This is a genomic window from Kitasatospora sp. NPDC004745, from assembly GCF_042873275.1.
GTDB lineage: Bacteria > Actinomycetota > Actinomycetes > Streptomycetales > Streptomycetaceae > Kitasatospora.
In genome coordinates this window covers 20457-34290 of the sequence record NZ_JBIALK010000006.1, presented here as the reverse complement: position 1 = coordinate 34290, position 13834 = coordinate 20457, and the positions used below count along the sequence as shown (strand labels likewise).

Here is a 13834-nt window from a genome sequence, read left to right as displayed (position 1 = left end):
CTCGCTTGAAAGTGGGTGGGCCCCGAATCTGTGGACAACCGCGCCCCGACATCTGTTCGGGTTGCTTCCGCCCGTCTGCCCCGTCTGTCGGCGGAGTACGTCAGACTGTCCTCGGCGACTGGAAGCGGAGTGGCAGAGCTCGGCGGACAGCCAGACCGACGATCAAGATCAGACGAACCAGAGTGCGAGCGGGAGCGCTCGATCCAGGAGGCGGTTACCGGTGAAGTTCCGGGTGGAGCGTGACGTCCTCGCGGAGGCGGTGGCCTGGGCTGCCCGCAGCCTCCCGGCACGGCCGCCGGTGCCGGTGCTGGCCGGCCTGCTGCTGACGGCGCAGGACGGCAGCCTGGCGCTGTCCGGCTTCGACTACGAGGTCTCGGCCCGGGTCGAGCTGGAGGCGGACATCGAGGAGGCCGGCACCGTGCTGGTCTCCGGCCGCCTGCTGAACGACATCTCGCGGAACCTCCCCAACAGGCCTGTGGAGATCTCCACCGACGGCCAGCGGGTCAGCGTGGTCTGCGGCAGCTCGCGCTTCACCCTCCCCACCCTCCCGGTGGACGAGTACCCGGCACTGCCCCAGATGCCCACCGCCACCGGCACCGTCTCCGGCGACGTCTTCGCCTCCGCGGTCAGCCAGGCCGCGGTGGCCGCCGGCCGTGACGACACCCTCCCGGTGCTCACCGGTGTGCGGGTCGAGATCGAGGGCGACCGGATCACCCTGGCCGCCACCGACCGCTACCGCTTCGCGGTCCGCGAGCTGCTGTGGAAGCCCGAGCAGTCGGACATCTCCGCCGTCGCCCTGGTGCCGGCGAAGACCCTGCAGGACATCGCCAAGTCCCTGGGCAGCGGCGACAACGTCTCGATCGCGCTGTCCTCGGGCGGCGCGGGCGAGGGCCTGATCGGCTTCGAGGGCGCCGGCCGCCGGACCACCACCCGGCTGCTGGAGGGCGAGTTCCCCAAGTTCCGCAGCCTCTTCCCGACCGAGTTCAGCGCCGTCGCCGCGATCCAGACGCAGCCCTTCCTGGAGGCGCTCAAGCGCGTCTCGCTGGTCGCCGAGCGCAACACCCCGGTCCGGCTCAGCTTCGAGCAGGGCGTGCTGACCCTGGAGGCGGGCTCGGGCGACGACGCCCAGGCCACCGAGCGGATCGACGCCGACCTCGAGGGCGACGACATCTCGATCGCCTTCAACCCGGGCTACCTGGAGGAGGGCCTCAAGGCCATCGACTCCGCCTACGCCCAGCTCAGCTTCACCACCCCGACCAAGCCCGCCCTGCTCAGCGGCAAGGCCTCGGTGGACGCCGAGGAGGACCGGGCGTACCAGTACCTGATCATGCCGGTCCGCCTCTCCGGCTGACTCTGCGGCTGAGCCCGCCCGCGCGGGATCCACAGGCTGTGCACACCCGCTGTGCACAGCCTGTGGACGTCTCCCCCGGTCGGCCCGACCACCAGGAGCCGGCACCGCTCCACCGCGTAGGCTCGGGGCGTGCGGCAACGGCGCCGCCGGCAGGCACGTCACCACAGGTAAGGACTTGGTCATGGAGCTCGGCCTCATCGGTCTCGGCAAGATGGGCGGCAACATGCGCGAGCGGATCCGCCGCGCCGGCCACACCGTCATCGGCTACGACCGCAACCCGGACATCTCCGACGTCGAGAGCCTGCAGGAACTCGTCACCAAGCTCGAGGGCCCCCGGGTGGTCTGGGTGATGGTCCCGGCCGGCGCCGCCACCCAGGCGACCGTCGACGAGCTCGCCGAGCTGCTCTCCCCCGGCGACGTGGTCGTCGACGGCGGCAACTCCCGCTGGACCGACGACGTCAAGCACGCCGAGGCGCTGGCCGCCAAGGGCATCGGCTTCGTGGACTGCGGCGTCTCCGGCGGCGTCTGGGGCCTGGAGAACGGCTACGCCCTGATGTACGGCGGCGACGCCGAGCACGTGGCCAAGGTCCTGCCGGTCTTCGACGCGCTCAAGCCCGAGGGCGACTTCGGCTCGGTGCACGCGGGCGCGGTCGGCGCCGGCCACTTCGCCAAGATGGTCCACAACGGCATCGAGTACGCGATGATGCAGGCCTTCGCCGAGGGCTGGGAGCTGCTCGAGGCCGCCCCCGAGGTCACCGACGTGCGCGAGGTCTTCCGCAGCTGGCAGGAGGGCACCGTCATCCGCTCCTGGCTGCTGGACCTCGCCGTCCGCGCCCTGGACGAGGACGAGCACCTGGCCAAGCTGCGCGGCTGGGCCGCCGACTCCGGCGAGGGCCGCTGGACGGTCGAGGCCGCGATCGACCACGCGGTGCCGCTGCCGGCGATCACCGCCTCGCTGTTCGCGCGCTTCGCCTCCCGGCAGGACGACTCGCCGCAGATGAAGATGATCGCCGCGCTGCGCAACCAGTTCGGCGGCCACGCGGTCGAGTCCAAGTAAGCAGGAAACGCGCCGCCCGGGGGCCCTCCCCCGGGCGGGCACGTCCACAGAAGGCGAGCGCAGTCCACAGCCATGCACGTCGCGCACCTGTCGCTCGCCGACTTCCGGTCGTACACCCTGGCCGAGGTTCCCCTCGACCCGGGCGTGACGGCCTTCGTCGGTCCCAACGGCCAGGGCAAGACCAACCTGGTCGAGGCGATCGGCTACGTCGCCACCCTGGGCAGCCACCGGGTCGCCACCGACGCGCCGCTGATCCGGCTGGGCGCCGAGCGGGCGGTGATCCGCACCTCGGTGGTGGACCGCGGCCGCTCCACGCTGGTCGAGCTGGAGCTCGCCCCCGGCAAGGCCAACCGGGCCCGGATCAACCGCTCCGACAACGTCCGCCCGCGCGACGTGCTGGGCCTGCTGCGCACCGTGCTGTTCGCCCCCGAGGACCTCAGCCTCGTCAAGGGCGACCCGGGCGAGCGCCGCCGCTTCCTGGACGAGCTGCTGACCGCCCGGGCCCCCCGGCTGGCCGGGGTCCGGCAGGACTACGAGCGCGTGCTCAAGCAGCGCAACGCCCTGCTGAAGACCGCCGCGATGGCCCGCCGGGCCGGCGGCGGCAAGGGCGCCGACCTCTCCACCCTGGAGGTCTGGGACGGCCACCTGGCCAGGGCCGGAGCCGAGCTGACGGCCTTCCGGATCCAGCTGGTGGCCGCGCTGCAGCCGCTGGTGACGGCCGCCTACGGGCGGCTGGCGCCCGGCGGCGGGGAGACCGCGCTGGAGTACCGCAGCTCCTTCGAGGGCGAGCTGCCGACCAGCCGGGAGCAGGCCGAGGAACAGCTGCTGGGGGCGCTGCAGGCGGTCCGGAAGCAGGAGGTCGAGCGCGGGATCACCCTGGTCGGCCCGCACCGCGACGAGCTGGTGCTCAAGCTCGGCCCGCTGCCGGCCAAGGGCTACGCCAGCCACGGGGAGTCCTGGTCGTTCGCGCTGGCGCTGCGGCTGGCCTCGTACGAGCTGCTGCGCGCCGACGGCGGGGAGCCGGTGCTGATCCTGGACGACGTGTTCGCCGAGCTGGACGCCGCCCGCCGGGACCGGCTGGCCGAGCTGGTCGCCGACGGCGAGCAGGTGCTGGTCACCGCGGCGGTCGCCGAGGACGTGCCGAAGGCGCTGGCCGGTGCCCGGTTCGCGGTCGCCGACGGCGCCGTCCGCCGGATCGACGCCTAGGGCACCCGCCCGGTCGCCCGCCCGGTCGCCCGCCCGAACGCCCGCTCGTCCGGCCGCCCGGCTCCCTCCGCCCGGTCGGGCCGCCGCCCCCGTCCGTCCGGTCCCCACCCGTCACACCCGTCCCCCGGGCCCGCGCGCTCCCGTAGGCTGGACGGCTCATCGGCGCGCGACCGCGACCGTTGTCCACAGGCTGGGGAAAAGGAGATCGCCGTGAGCGAGTCCGCGGAGCAGCGGCCCGCCGGGCCCGGTGACGCGGCGCCCACCGGCGCCGACCTCGCCCGCTCGGCGCTGCGGGCGGCCCGGGCCAACGCCCGCCAGCGCGGCGAGCAGGTGCGGGAGAAGCGCGAGGCGAAGCGGTACGGCCTGCGCAGCGGCGCCCGCTCGGACGGCCGCGACCCCGTCCCGCTGGGTGCGGCACTGAACCGGCTGCTGACCGAGCGCGGCTGGGAGTCCTCGGCCGCGGTCGGCGGAGTGATGGGCCGCTGGCCGCAGATCGTCGGCCCGGACATCGCCGCGCACTGCCACCCCTCCTCCTTCGACGACACCGCCGCGGTCCTCACCGTGCAGTGCGACTCCACCGCATGGGCCACCCAACTGCGGTGGCTGGCAAAGCAGTTGGTGGCCCGTCTGAACCACGAGCTGGGGCACGGCACGGTCCGCACCATCAAGGTCCTCGGCCCGGCGGCACCCGCTCGCGGCTACGGCCGGCTGCGGGCGCCGGGGAGCAAGGGGCCGGGCGACACCTGGGGCTGACCGGTGCCGGCCCGGCCCCGACCGGACCACGATCTTCCGGAACCCCTGACAGCCCTTCCAGGCGCTCTGGGCCCCCGGGGCGAGTATCGGGACATGTGCAGAGGGGATTCAGGGCGGCGTATCTGCCTTCAAGGGCTGCCAAACGCCCATCTCTGTCAGTCGTACCGGTAGACTGAGAGCCAAACACTGTTGCTAGTGGCAACCGAGTCGAAACGCCGTGGTCGCACGCTCGCCCGCACGGGGCGGGAATGCGGCCCGTGCTGTGCCAGAGAGGGCGCTTCGTGGCCGATTCCGGCAACCCCAGCCAGACCCCAGACCAGACCGACCAGGCTTCCTACACCGGTAGCAACATCCAGGTGCTGGAAGGCCTCGACGCCGTCCGCAAGCGCCCCGGCATGTACATCGGCTCCACCGGCGAGCGCGGCCTGCACCACCTGGTGCAGGAGGTCGTGGACAACTCCGTCGACGAGGCGATGGCGGGGTACGCCGACACCATCGACGTCACGATCATGCCCGATGGTGCGATCCGCGTCGTCGACAACGGCCGAGGCATCCCGGTGGACATCGTCCCCGGTCAGGACAAGCCCGCCGTCGAGGTCGTGCTCACGGTCCTGCACGCCGGCGGCAAGTTCGGCGGCGGCGGCTACGCGGTCTCCGGTGGTCTGCACGGCGTCGGCGTCTCCGTGGTGAACGCGCTGTCCACCCGGCTCTCCGTGGAGATCCACAAGGACGGCCACATCTGGACCCAGGACTACAAGATGGGCGCGCCGGTCGCCCCCCTGGTCAAGGGCGAGCAGACCGACCGGACGGGCACCACGGTGACCTTCTGGGCGGACGGCGACATCTTCGAGACCACCGTCTACTCCTTCGAGACGCTCTCCCGGCGCTTCCAGGAGATGGCCTTCCTCAACAAGGGCCTGTCGATCTCGCTGACCGACGAGCGCCCCGAGCACGTCGACGAGGACGGCAAGCCGCTCACCGTCACGTACAAGTACGACGGCGGCATCGCCGACTTCGTCGCCCACCTCAACTCCCGCAAGGGCGAGGTCGTCCACCCCTCGGTGATCGACTTCGAGGCCGAGGACAAGGACAAGGCGATCTCGGTGGAGGTCGCGATGCAGTGGAACTCCTCGTACACCGAGGGGGTCTACAGCTTCGCCAACACCATCCACACCCACGGCGGCGGCACCCACGAGGAGGGCTTCCGCGCCGCGCTGACCGGCCTGGTCAACCGCTACGCGCGGGACAAGAAGCTGCTCCGCGAGAAGGACGACAACCTCTCCGGCGAGGACATCCGCGAGGGCCTGACCGCGATCATCTCGGTCAAGCTCGGCGAGCCGCAGTTCGAGGGCCAGACCAAGGACAAGCTGGGTAACACCGAGGCCAAGACCTTCGTCCAGAAGGTCGTCCACGAGCAGCTCAACGACTGGCTGGACCGCAACCCCAACGAGGCCGCGGACATCATCCGCAAGTCCATCCAGGCCGCCACCGCGCGCGTCGCCGCCCGCAAGGCCCGCGACCTGACGCGCCGCAAGGGCCTGCTGGAGTCCGCCTCGCTGCCGGGCAAGCTCTCCGACTGCCAGTCCAAGGACCCGTCCGAGTGCGAGATCTTCATCGTCGAGGGTGACTCCGCCGGCGGCTCGGCCAAGCAGGGCCGCGACCCGCGCACCCAGGCCATCCTGCCGATCCGCGGCAAGATCCTGAACGTCGAGAAGGCCCGGATCGACAAGGTGCTGCAGAACACCGAGGTCCAGGCGCTGATCTCGGCGTTCGGCTGCGGCATCCAGGAGGACTACGACGACGCCAAGCTCCGCTATCACAAGATCGTCCTGATGGCGGACGCCGACGTCGACGGACAGCACATCCGCACCCTGCTGCTCACCCTGCTGTTCCGCTTCATGCGGCCGCTGGTGGAGTCCGGCTACGTGTACCTCGCCATGCCCCCGCTGTACAAGATCAAGTGGGGCAAGGACGACTTCGAGTACGCCTACTCCGACCGCGAGCGCGACGCGGTCATCGCGGCCGGCGTGGAGGCCGGGCGCCGGCTGCCCAAGGACGACGCGATCCAGCGCTTCAAGGGTCTCGGCGAGATGAACGCCGAGGAGCTCCGGGTCACCACCATGGACGCCGAGCACCGGCTGCTGCTCCAGGTCACCCTGGAGGACGCCGCCCGTGCCGACGAGCTGTTCTCCGTGCTGATGGGCGAGGACGTCGAGGCGCGCCGCTCCTTCATCCAGCGCAACGCCAAGGACGTCCGCTTCCTGGACGTGTGACGCCGCCCGACCCGGCAGCGAGCACGTACCAGTCCGCGTGAAAGGAAACTGACCACCAGTGGTCGACGACAACCGTCCCGACGGCGAACAGCCCGAGACCCCCCAGGCCGCCGAGGCCACCGCCCAGACGACGATGCGCATCGAGCCGGTCGAGCTCGAGACCGAGATGCAGCGGTCCTACCTCGACTACGCGATGAGCGTGATCGTCAGCCGGGCGCTCCCCGAGGTCCGCGACGGCCTCAAGCCGGTGCACCGACGCGTGCTCTACGCGATGTACGACGGCGGGTACCGCCCCGAGAAGGGCTACTACAAGTGCGCCCGCGTCGTCGGCGACGTGATGGGCAACTACCACCCGCACGGCGACACCTCGATCTACGACACCGTGGTCCGGCTGGCCCAGCCGTGGTCGCTGCGGATGCCGCTGGTCGACGGCAACGGCAACTTCGGCTCCCCGGGCAACGACCCGGCCGCGGCCATGCGCTACACCGAGTGCAAGATGATGCCGCTGGCCATGGAGATGATGCGCGACATCGACGAGGAGACCGTCGACTTCGCCGCCAACTACGACGGCCGCTCGCAGGAGCCCACCGTCCTGCCCGCGCGCATCCCCAACCTGCTGGTCAACGGTGCCACCGGCATCGCGGTCGGCATGGCCACCAACATCCCGCCGCACAACCTGCGCGAGGTCGCCTCCGGCGCGCTCTGGGCGCTGGAGCACCCGGACGCCTCCAACGAGGAGCTGCTCGAGGCGCTGATCGAGCGGATCAAGGGCCCCGACTTCCCCACCGGCGCGCTGATCGTCGGCCGCCGCGGGATCGACGACTACTGCCGCACCGGCCGCGGTTCGGTCACCATGCGCGCCGTGGTCGAGGTCGAGGAGATCCAGGGCCGCCAGTGCCTGGTCATCACCGAGCTGCCCTACCAGGTCAACCCGGACAACCTCGCGCTGAAGATCGCCGACCTGGTCAAGGACGGCAAGATCGCCGGCATCGCCGACGTCCGCGACGAGTCCTCGTCCCGCACCGGCACCCGCCTGGTGGTCGTGCTCAAGCGCGACGCCGTCGCCAAGGTCGTGCTGAACAACCTGTACAAGCACACCGAGCTGCAGACCAACTTCGGCGCCAACATGCTGGCCCTGGTCGACGGCGTGCCGCGCACGCTGGCGCTGGACGCCTTCATCCGGCACTGGGTCAACCACCAGGTCGAGGTCATCGTCCGGCGCACCACCTTCCGCCTGCGCAAGGCGGAGGAGCGCGCCCACATCCTGCGCGCCCTGCTGCGCGCCCTGGACGTGATCGACGAGGTCATCGCGCTGATCCGGGCCTCGGCGAGCGCCGACGCCGCCCGCACCGGCCTGATGGGCCTGCTGGGGATCGACGAGCTCCAGGCCAACGCCATCCTGGAGATGCAGCTGCGCCGCCTGGCCGCCCTGGAGCGCCAGCGGATCACCGACGAGCACGACGAGCTGCAGCGCAAGATCGACGAGTACAACGCGATCCTGGCCTCGCCGACCCGCCAGCGGGAGATCATCTCCGAGGAGCTCACCGCGATCGTCGAGAAGTACGGCGACGAGCGGCGCTCCACCCTCATCCCCTCCGACGGCGACCTCTCCATCGAGGACCTCATCGCCGAGGAGGACATCGTCGTCACGATCACCCGCGGCGGCTACGTCAAGCGGACCCGCTCCGACCTCTACCGCTCGCAGAAGCGCGGCGGCAAGGGCGTGCGCGGTGCCCAGCTGAAGCAGGACGACATCGTCGACCACTTCTTCGTGACGACGACCCACAACTGGATCCTGTTCTTCACCAACAAGGGCCGGGTCTACCGGGCCAAGGGCTACGAGCTGCCGGACGCCGGGCGCGACGCCCGCGGCCAGCACGTCGCCAACCTGCTGGCCTTCCAGCCGGAGGAGCACATCGCCCAGGTGATGGCCGTCCGGACGTACGAGGACAAGCCGTACCTGGTCCTCGCCACCCGGGCCGGCCTGGTGAAGAAGTCCCCGCTGAAGGACTACGACTCCCCGCGCTCCGGCGGCCTGATCGCGATCAACCTGCGCCAGGACGACGAGGGCCGGGACGACGAGCTGATCGGCGCCGAGCTGGTCTCCTCCGAGGACGACCTGCTGCTGGTCTCCAAGAAGGCCCAGTCGATCCGCTTCACCGCGACCGACGACGCCCTCCGGCCCACCGGCCGTGCCACCTCCGGCGTCAAGGGCATGGCCTTCCGCGAGGACGACGAGATGCTCTCGATGAACGTCGTCCGGCCGGGGACGTACGTCTTCACCGCGACCGACGGCGGGTACGCCAAGCGCACCGGCGTGGACGAGTACCGTGTCCAGGGACGCGGCGGCTACGGCACCAAGGCGGCGAAGATCGTCGAGGGCCGGGGCTCGCTGGTCGGGGCGCTCGTGGTCGACGACACCGACGAGATCATGGCGATCACCCTGTCGGGTGGGGTGATCCGCACCAGGGTTTCCGAAGTTCGTGAAACCGGACGTGACACCATGGGCGTCCAACTGATCAACCTCGGAAAGCGCGACGCGGTCGTGGGCATGGCCCGCAACGCGGAGGCCGAGGACGAGGAGACGGCGGAGGACGAGGTCGCGGACACCGCGTCCACCGAGACGGCCGAGGGTACGGAGACGGTGGCCGGCGGCGACGCCGAGGCCTGAACCGAACCGCGGACCGGCGCCGTCGCGTCCAGAGAGAGGACGCGGCGGCTCCGGTCGCCGACCAGTTCCGGGCAATCCCGCCGGGCGCTGGATGACGAGTGACGAAGCAGGGCGGTGCCGCCGCCCTGGTGGGAAGTGCGGGAGGACCAGGTGAGTGGAGCCACGGGTGCTGCGGGAGGACCCTCCGGCGGCCGTCCGGGCGCGCAGGGCGGGGGTGGGTACGGCGTGCCCCAGCCGCCGGCCGAGCACTCGGCCGCGTCCACCTCGCTGATGCCACCGGTGGGCGGAGCGGGCCAGGGCGGCGCGACCTACGGCGGTCAGACGCCCCCGCCGCCGAGCGCACCGGCGCCCGGCTCGGGCGGCTTCTCGCAGCCGACCACCTACGCCAAGGGGCAGCCGACCCCGGCCCGGGGCACCCGGACCGGCGGCACCACCCCGCCCGGCGGCACGCCCGTCCCGGGCGCCGCGCGCCGTCCGGCCGCGGCCCCCGCGGCCGCCGGTCCCGGCCTCGGCCGGACCCGCAAGGCCCGGCTGCGGGTGACGAAGGCCGACCCGTGGTCCGTGATGAAGGTCAGCTTCCTGCTGTCGCTGGCGGTCGGGATCATCATCATCGTGGCCGCGGCGGTGCTGTGGATGACGCTCGACTCGCTCGGCGTCTTCGACTCGCTGACCAAGACCCTGAAGGACGTCACCGGCTCGGACAGCACCGGCGGCCTGAACCTGATGGACTACGTGGGCTTCGGCAAGGTGATGACCTTCACCGCGCTGATCGCCGTGGTCGACGTCGTGCTGCTGACCGCGCTGTCCACGCTCTCGGCGTTCATCTACAACGCGGCGGCCGGCTTCACCGGCGGCATCGAGCTGACGCTGGCCGAGGAGGACTGACCCCGGGTCGGTTCCTGATCCGGGCTCAGCCCGCCGTCCACGGACGGAATGACCGGGCCCCGCAGGCTGTTCCAGCCTGTGGGGCCCGTCGGCATTTCGGGTGACAGCCGGCCGCCCGCGGCGTGCCGCCCGGAAACGGGCCGGCCGCGGTGGGTTTAGCTGGACGCCGCCCGGTCCAGGTCTGGGAGTGCCGCAGGCCGCCCCCCGGTCCGCCCGACCGGGCCGGAGGACGTTCCGCAGGACGGCTGGACGGAGGCGCACGTGGCGAAGCTCGCAGATCGACTGGTCGGGGCCGTGGAGGGGCTGCTGGGGGTGCCGGCACCGCTGCGGCTGCAGGTCTGGGACGGCAGCGCGGCCGGGCCGCCGGGAGCCCCCACCGTGGTCCTGCGCAACCGCCGGGCGCTGCGCCGGCTGCTCTGGCAGCCGGGCGAGCTGGGCCTGGCCCGGGCCTACGTCGCGGGGGACCTGGAGGTCGCCCCCGACTCCGACCTCTACGAGGTGCTCTCGGCCGTCGGCCGGTTCGGCGAGCTCCCGGAGATCCGCACGCTGCGGCTCGGCCCGGGCGAGGTGCTCGGCGAGCCGGGCCGGCGCGCCCTGACGGCCGTGCTGCGGGCCGGGGCGCTCGGCCCGGAGCCGACGCCGCCGCCGGAGGAGGTCCGCCGGGCCCGCGGACGGCTGCACAGCCGGGGCAGGGACCGCGCGGCCATCAGCCACCACTACGACGTCGGCAACGACTTCTACGGGCTCGTGCTGGGCCCCTCGATGGTCTACTCGTGCGCCTACTGGACGCCGGAGGCGAAGAGCCTGGAGGCCGCCCAGGAGGCCAAGCTCGACCTGGTCTGCCGCAAGCTCGGCCTGCGCCCCGGCATGCGCCTGCTGGACGTGGGCTGCGGCTGGGGCTCGCTGCTGCTGCACGCGGCCCGGCACTACGGCGTCACCGCCGTCGGCGTCTCCATCTCCCGGGAACAGGTCGCGCTGGCCCGCCACCGGGTCGAGGAGGCCGGTCTGGCCGACCGGGTGGAGGTCCGGCTCCAGGACTACCGGGAGGTCCCCGACCGCCCCTTCGACGCGATCTCCAGCATCGGGATGGCCGAGCACGTCGGCTCCGTGCAGTACCGGGCCTACGCCGAGGGCCTGTACCGGCTGCTGGTGCCCGGCGGCCGGCTGCTCAACCACCAGATCGCCCGCCGCCCCGACCACCCCGGCGAGCCCTACCGCCCCAGTCCCTTCATCGACCGCTACGTCTTCCCCGACGGCGAGCTCTCCCCGGTCGGTTCCACCGTGGCCCGGCTGGAGGAGGCCGGCTTCGAGGTCCGGGACGTCGAGTCGCTGCGCGAGCACTACGGGCTGACCCTGCGCGAGTGGGTGGCCAACCTGGAGGCCCGCTGGACGGAGGCGGTCGGACTGGTCGGCCGCGGCCGGGCCCGGGTCTGGCGGCTGTACATGGCCGCCAGCGCGCTCGCCTTCGAGCAGAACCGGATCGGGGTCAACCAGGTCCTCGCCGTCCGCAGCACCGACGCGGGCGCGGCCGGACTCCCGCCGACCCGCGGGGAGTGGCTGCTGGGCCGCCCGGCCGTCGGGGCGTCGCCGCTGGTCGGGGGAGTCCGCGCGGCGGCCCCCGCCGACCCGGATTTGGGGGATCGGCCATCGGTCCGCTAATCTTTCAGTGCGGCAAGGGCCTATAGCTCAGACGGTTAGAGCGCTTCCCTGATAAGGAAGAGGCCACAGGTTCAAGTCCTGTTAGGCCCACCACCGCGAAGGGCCCGGAGCCATGTGCTCCGGGCCCTTCGGCGTTCCGCGCGGACGCCGGCCGGAGCCGGGGGTTCGACCGGATGTCACCGCCGGCCGGTTGTTCCGGTAACCTTTGCCGCGTGGCAGGGGCCTATAGCTCAGACGGTTAGAGCGCTTCCCTGATAAGGAAGAGGCCACAGGTTCAAGTCCTGTTAGGCCCACCTCCACGAGGGGCCCGGAGTGCAGCACTCCGGGCCCCTCGGCGTTTCCCCGGCCCGGTCCGGGCGGCCCGACCGGTACGACAGGAGGTGCGGCGTCAATCCTCGGCCCGGACCCCCGGGTTGGCCGCAGCGGTGGCTGGTCACGATTGGGACACCGGTGTGTATCATCGGCCGCAAGGGCGGTCCGGCACCCGACAGCCCGTTTGCGCTCGAAACACATCTGGACTCGTCGGCCCGGTCACTCCGGCCGGAGCACCGGCTCCTGAGTCCGCCAACGCAAGAAGGACGAGGTCCCGCGGTGAAGAAGCTTCTCCTGGTCGCCCTGGTCGCCCTCGGCGGCTTCTTTGTCTACCGTCAGGTCCAGGCGGACCGCGCCGAGCAGGACCTGTGGACCGAGGCCACCGACCCGGTTCCGGCCGGTCGCTGAGCCCGGACGATCTGACGATCGACGATCTCCGGAGGCGCACGACCGCGCCTCCCGGGCCGGCCGGCCCGGTCACCCGACCGGATCGGCCGCGCCCCAGGCACCGCCCGGACACCGCCTCGGCGGCCGGTCCGGTCGGCCCGGGGGGACGGCGCTGGGAAACGCGCCGGAACCCGGTACGCTAGTGCCCGTCGGCACCCGCGGTGCCTGACGAGGGGCATTAGCTCAGTTGGTAGAGCGCTGCCTTTGCAAGGCAGATGTCAGGAGTTCGAGTCTCCTATGCTCCACAGTTCCACGCAGTCGTGACGCAGATCGGCCGCTGACCTGAATCCGGGTCAGCGGCCGATCTGCGTTCCGGCGGGCCCCGCCGGTCGGGCGGGGCCGTTGCGGCGGTCAGGGGTGCTTGCGCGGGTCGTGCGGCTTGGGGCGGTCGTCCTCGGCGGGCCGGCCGGGCGGCGGGCCGGGTTCGGCGTCCCCGGTGCCGTTGCCGTTGCCGTTGCCGGCGGCCGGCGGGGTGACCGCCGGGCCGTTCGCGGCGTCCGCGGCGGTGACCCCGGCCGGGCCCGCGCCGCCCGCCGCGTGGGCGCCGGCCGGCCGGCCGGCCGCCCCGGTCGGGGGCTCCACCAGCCACTCCGGGTTGCTGTGCCGGCGCCACCACTGCCACACCAGAACGCCGCTGCCGACCGCCACCGCGCCGGCCACGGCGAGCCCGGTGGCGCAGCGGTTGCGGTGCCGGCGCCGGGCGTTGCGGGCGGCGAGGTCGCTGATCTCGGCCGAGGTGACGTTGCCCTGCAGGGCGGTGAAGGCGGCGGCGCCGCGGGTCTGCGCCTCCTGGGCGACCGGGACGACGACGGCCCGGGCGTCCTCGACGGCCTGGGCGACCCTGGGGCCGACCGTGGAGCGGGCCTGGTCGGCGGCGTGGGCGGCGGACAGCCGGGCCGCCAGAGCGGCCTCCTGGGCCCGGTGGAGGGCCTTCAGGGTGCTCTTCTGGGCCTCCGGCGGCAGGCTGGCGAAGAGGTGACCGAACTGCGGCGCGAGGTGCCGGTCGTACTGGACGCGGAGGCCCTGGGCGGCCTGGGCGGCCTTCGGCCCGAGGGCGTCCATGGCGGGGCCCAGGCGTTGCCTCGCGCCGTCCGCGAACTGCGCGGCGGTGTCCCGGGTCTTGGTGGCCGTCTCACGAGCCGAGTCCGAAAAGGTCACGAGTCTCTCCTCCTGGGTGGCGTCCTTTACGCACATATCCACCTGAATGCTGATCATGCATC

The 13834-nt window shown here is 72.3% G+C and carries 10 protein-coding genes and 3 tRNA genes; 12 read left to right on the top strand and 1 reads right to left on the bottom strand.

From position 1 onward, the window contains the following. Nucleotides 1-220 precede the first annotated feature (220 nt). The 12 genes from dnaN (at nucleotide 221) to ACFYUY_RS13180 (ending at nucleotide 12859) form a co-directional block, all read left to right on the top strand. Nucleotides 221-1351 (top strand): DNA polymerase III subunit beta, encoded by a 1131-nt coding sequence (gene dnaN / locus ACFYUY_RS13235; protein WP_360212874.1) that lies wholly within the window; start codon nucleotides 221-223, stop codon nucleotides 1349-1351. A gap of 181 nt (nucleotides 1352-1532) precedes the next feature. Further along, on the top strand, nucleotides 1533-2408 hold the full coding sequence (gene gnd, locus ACFYUY_RS13230) for a phosphogluconate dehydrogenase (NAD(+)-dependent, decarboxylating) (RefSeq protein ID WP_360212876.1): 876 nt from the start codon (nucleotides 1533-1535) through the stop codon (nucleotides 2406-2408). Nucleotides 2409-2480: 72 nt separating this feature from the next. Next, nucleotides 2481-3614, top strand: coding sequence for a DNA replication/repair protein RecF (recF, locus tag ACFYUY_RS13225; RefSeq protein WP_360212878.1), 1134 nt, complete (start codon nucleotides 2481-2483; stop codon nucleotides 3612-3614). Nucleotides 3615-3824: 210 nt separating this feature from the next. Continuing rightward, on the top strand, nucleotides 3825-4367 hold the full coding sequence (locus tag ACFYUY_RS13220) for a DciA family protein (protein ID WP_360212880.1): 543 nt from the start codon (nucleotides 3825-3827) through the stop codon (nucleotides 4365-4367). Between the two features lie 257 nt (nucleotides 4368-4624). Continuing rightward, nucleotides 4625-6640, top strand: a complete 2016-nt coding sequence (gyrB, locus tag ACFYUY_RS13215) for a DNA topoisomerase (ATP-hydrolyzing) subunit B (RefSeq protein ID WP_360212882.1) — start codon at nucleotides 4625-4627, stop codon at nucleotides 6638-6640. A 133-nt stretch (nucleotides 6641-6773) separates the two neighbouring features. Then, nucleotides 6774-9311 (top strand): DNA gyrase subunit A, encoded by a 2538-nt coding sequence (gene gyrA / locus ACFYUY_RS13210; RefSeq protein ID WP_387900758.1) that lies wholly within the window; start codon nucleotides 6774-6776, stop codon nucleotides 9309-9311. Between the two features lie 225 nt (nucleotides 9312-9536). Further along, nucleotides 9537-10196: a DUF3566 domain-containing protein gene (locus ACFYUY_RS13205; protein ID WP_360212886.1), complete on the top strand. Its 660-nt coding sequence runs from the start codon at nucleotides 9537-9539 to the stop codon at nucleotides 10194-10196. Nucleotides 10197-10457: 261 nt separating this feature from the next. Then, nucleotides 10458-11855, top strand: coding sequence for a cyclopropane-fatty-acyl-phospholipid synthase family protein (locus ACFYUY_RS13200; protein WP_360212888.1), 1398 nt, complete (start codon nucleotides 10458-10460; stop codon nucleotides 11853-11855). A gap of 16 nt (nucleotides 11856-11871) precedes the next feature. Next, nucleotides 11872-11948: transfer RNA gene (locus ACFYUY_RS13195), tRNA-Ile, on the top strand. A gap of 126 nt (nucleotides 11949-12074) precedes the next feature. Further along, a tRNA-Ile gene (locus tag ACFYUY_RS13190) sits at nucleotides 12075-12148 on the top strand. Nucleotides 12149-12446: 298 nt separating this feature from the next. Further along, nucleotides 12447-12575: a DLW-39 family protein gene (locus ACFYUY_RS13185; protein WP_014137031.1), complete on the top strand. Its 129-nt coding sequence runs from the start codon at nucleotides 12447-12449 to the stop codon at nucleotides 12573-12575. Between the two features lie 211 nt (nucleotides 12576-12786). Next, a tRNA-Ala gene (locus tag ACFYUY_RS13180) sits at nucleotides 12787-12859 on the top strand. A gap of 106 nt (nucleotides 12860-12965) precedes the next feature. Here the strand turns inward: ACFYUY_RS13180 and ACFYUY_RS13175 are convergent. Next, complete coding sequence (locus ACFYUY_RS13175; RefSeq protein ID WP_387900505.1) at nucleotides 12966-13772, bottom strand: DUF5324 family protein; 807 nt, start codon at nucleotides 13770-13772, stop codon at nucleotides 12966-12968. Nucleotides 13773-13834: the final 62 nt, after the last annotated feature.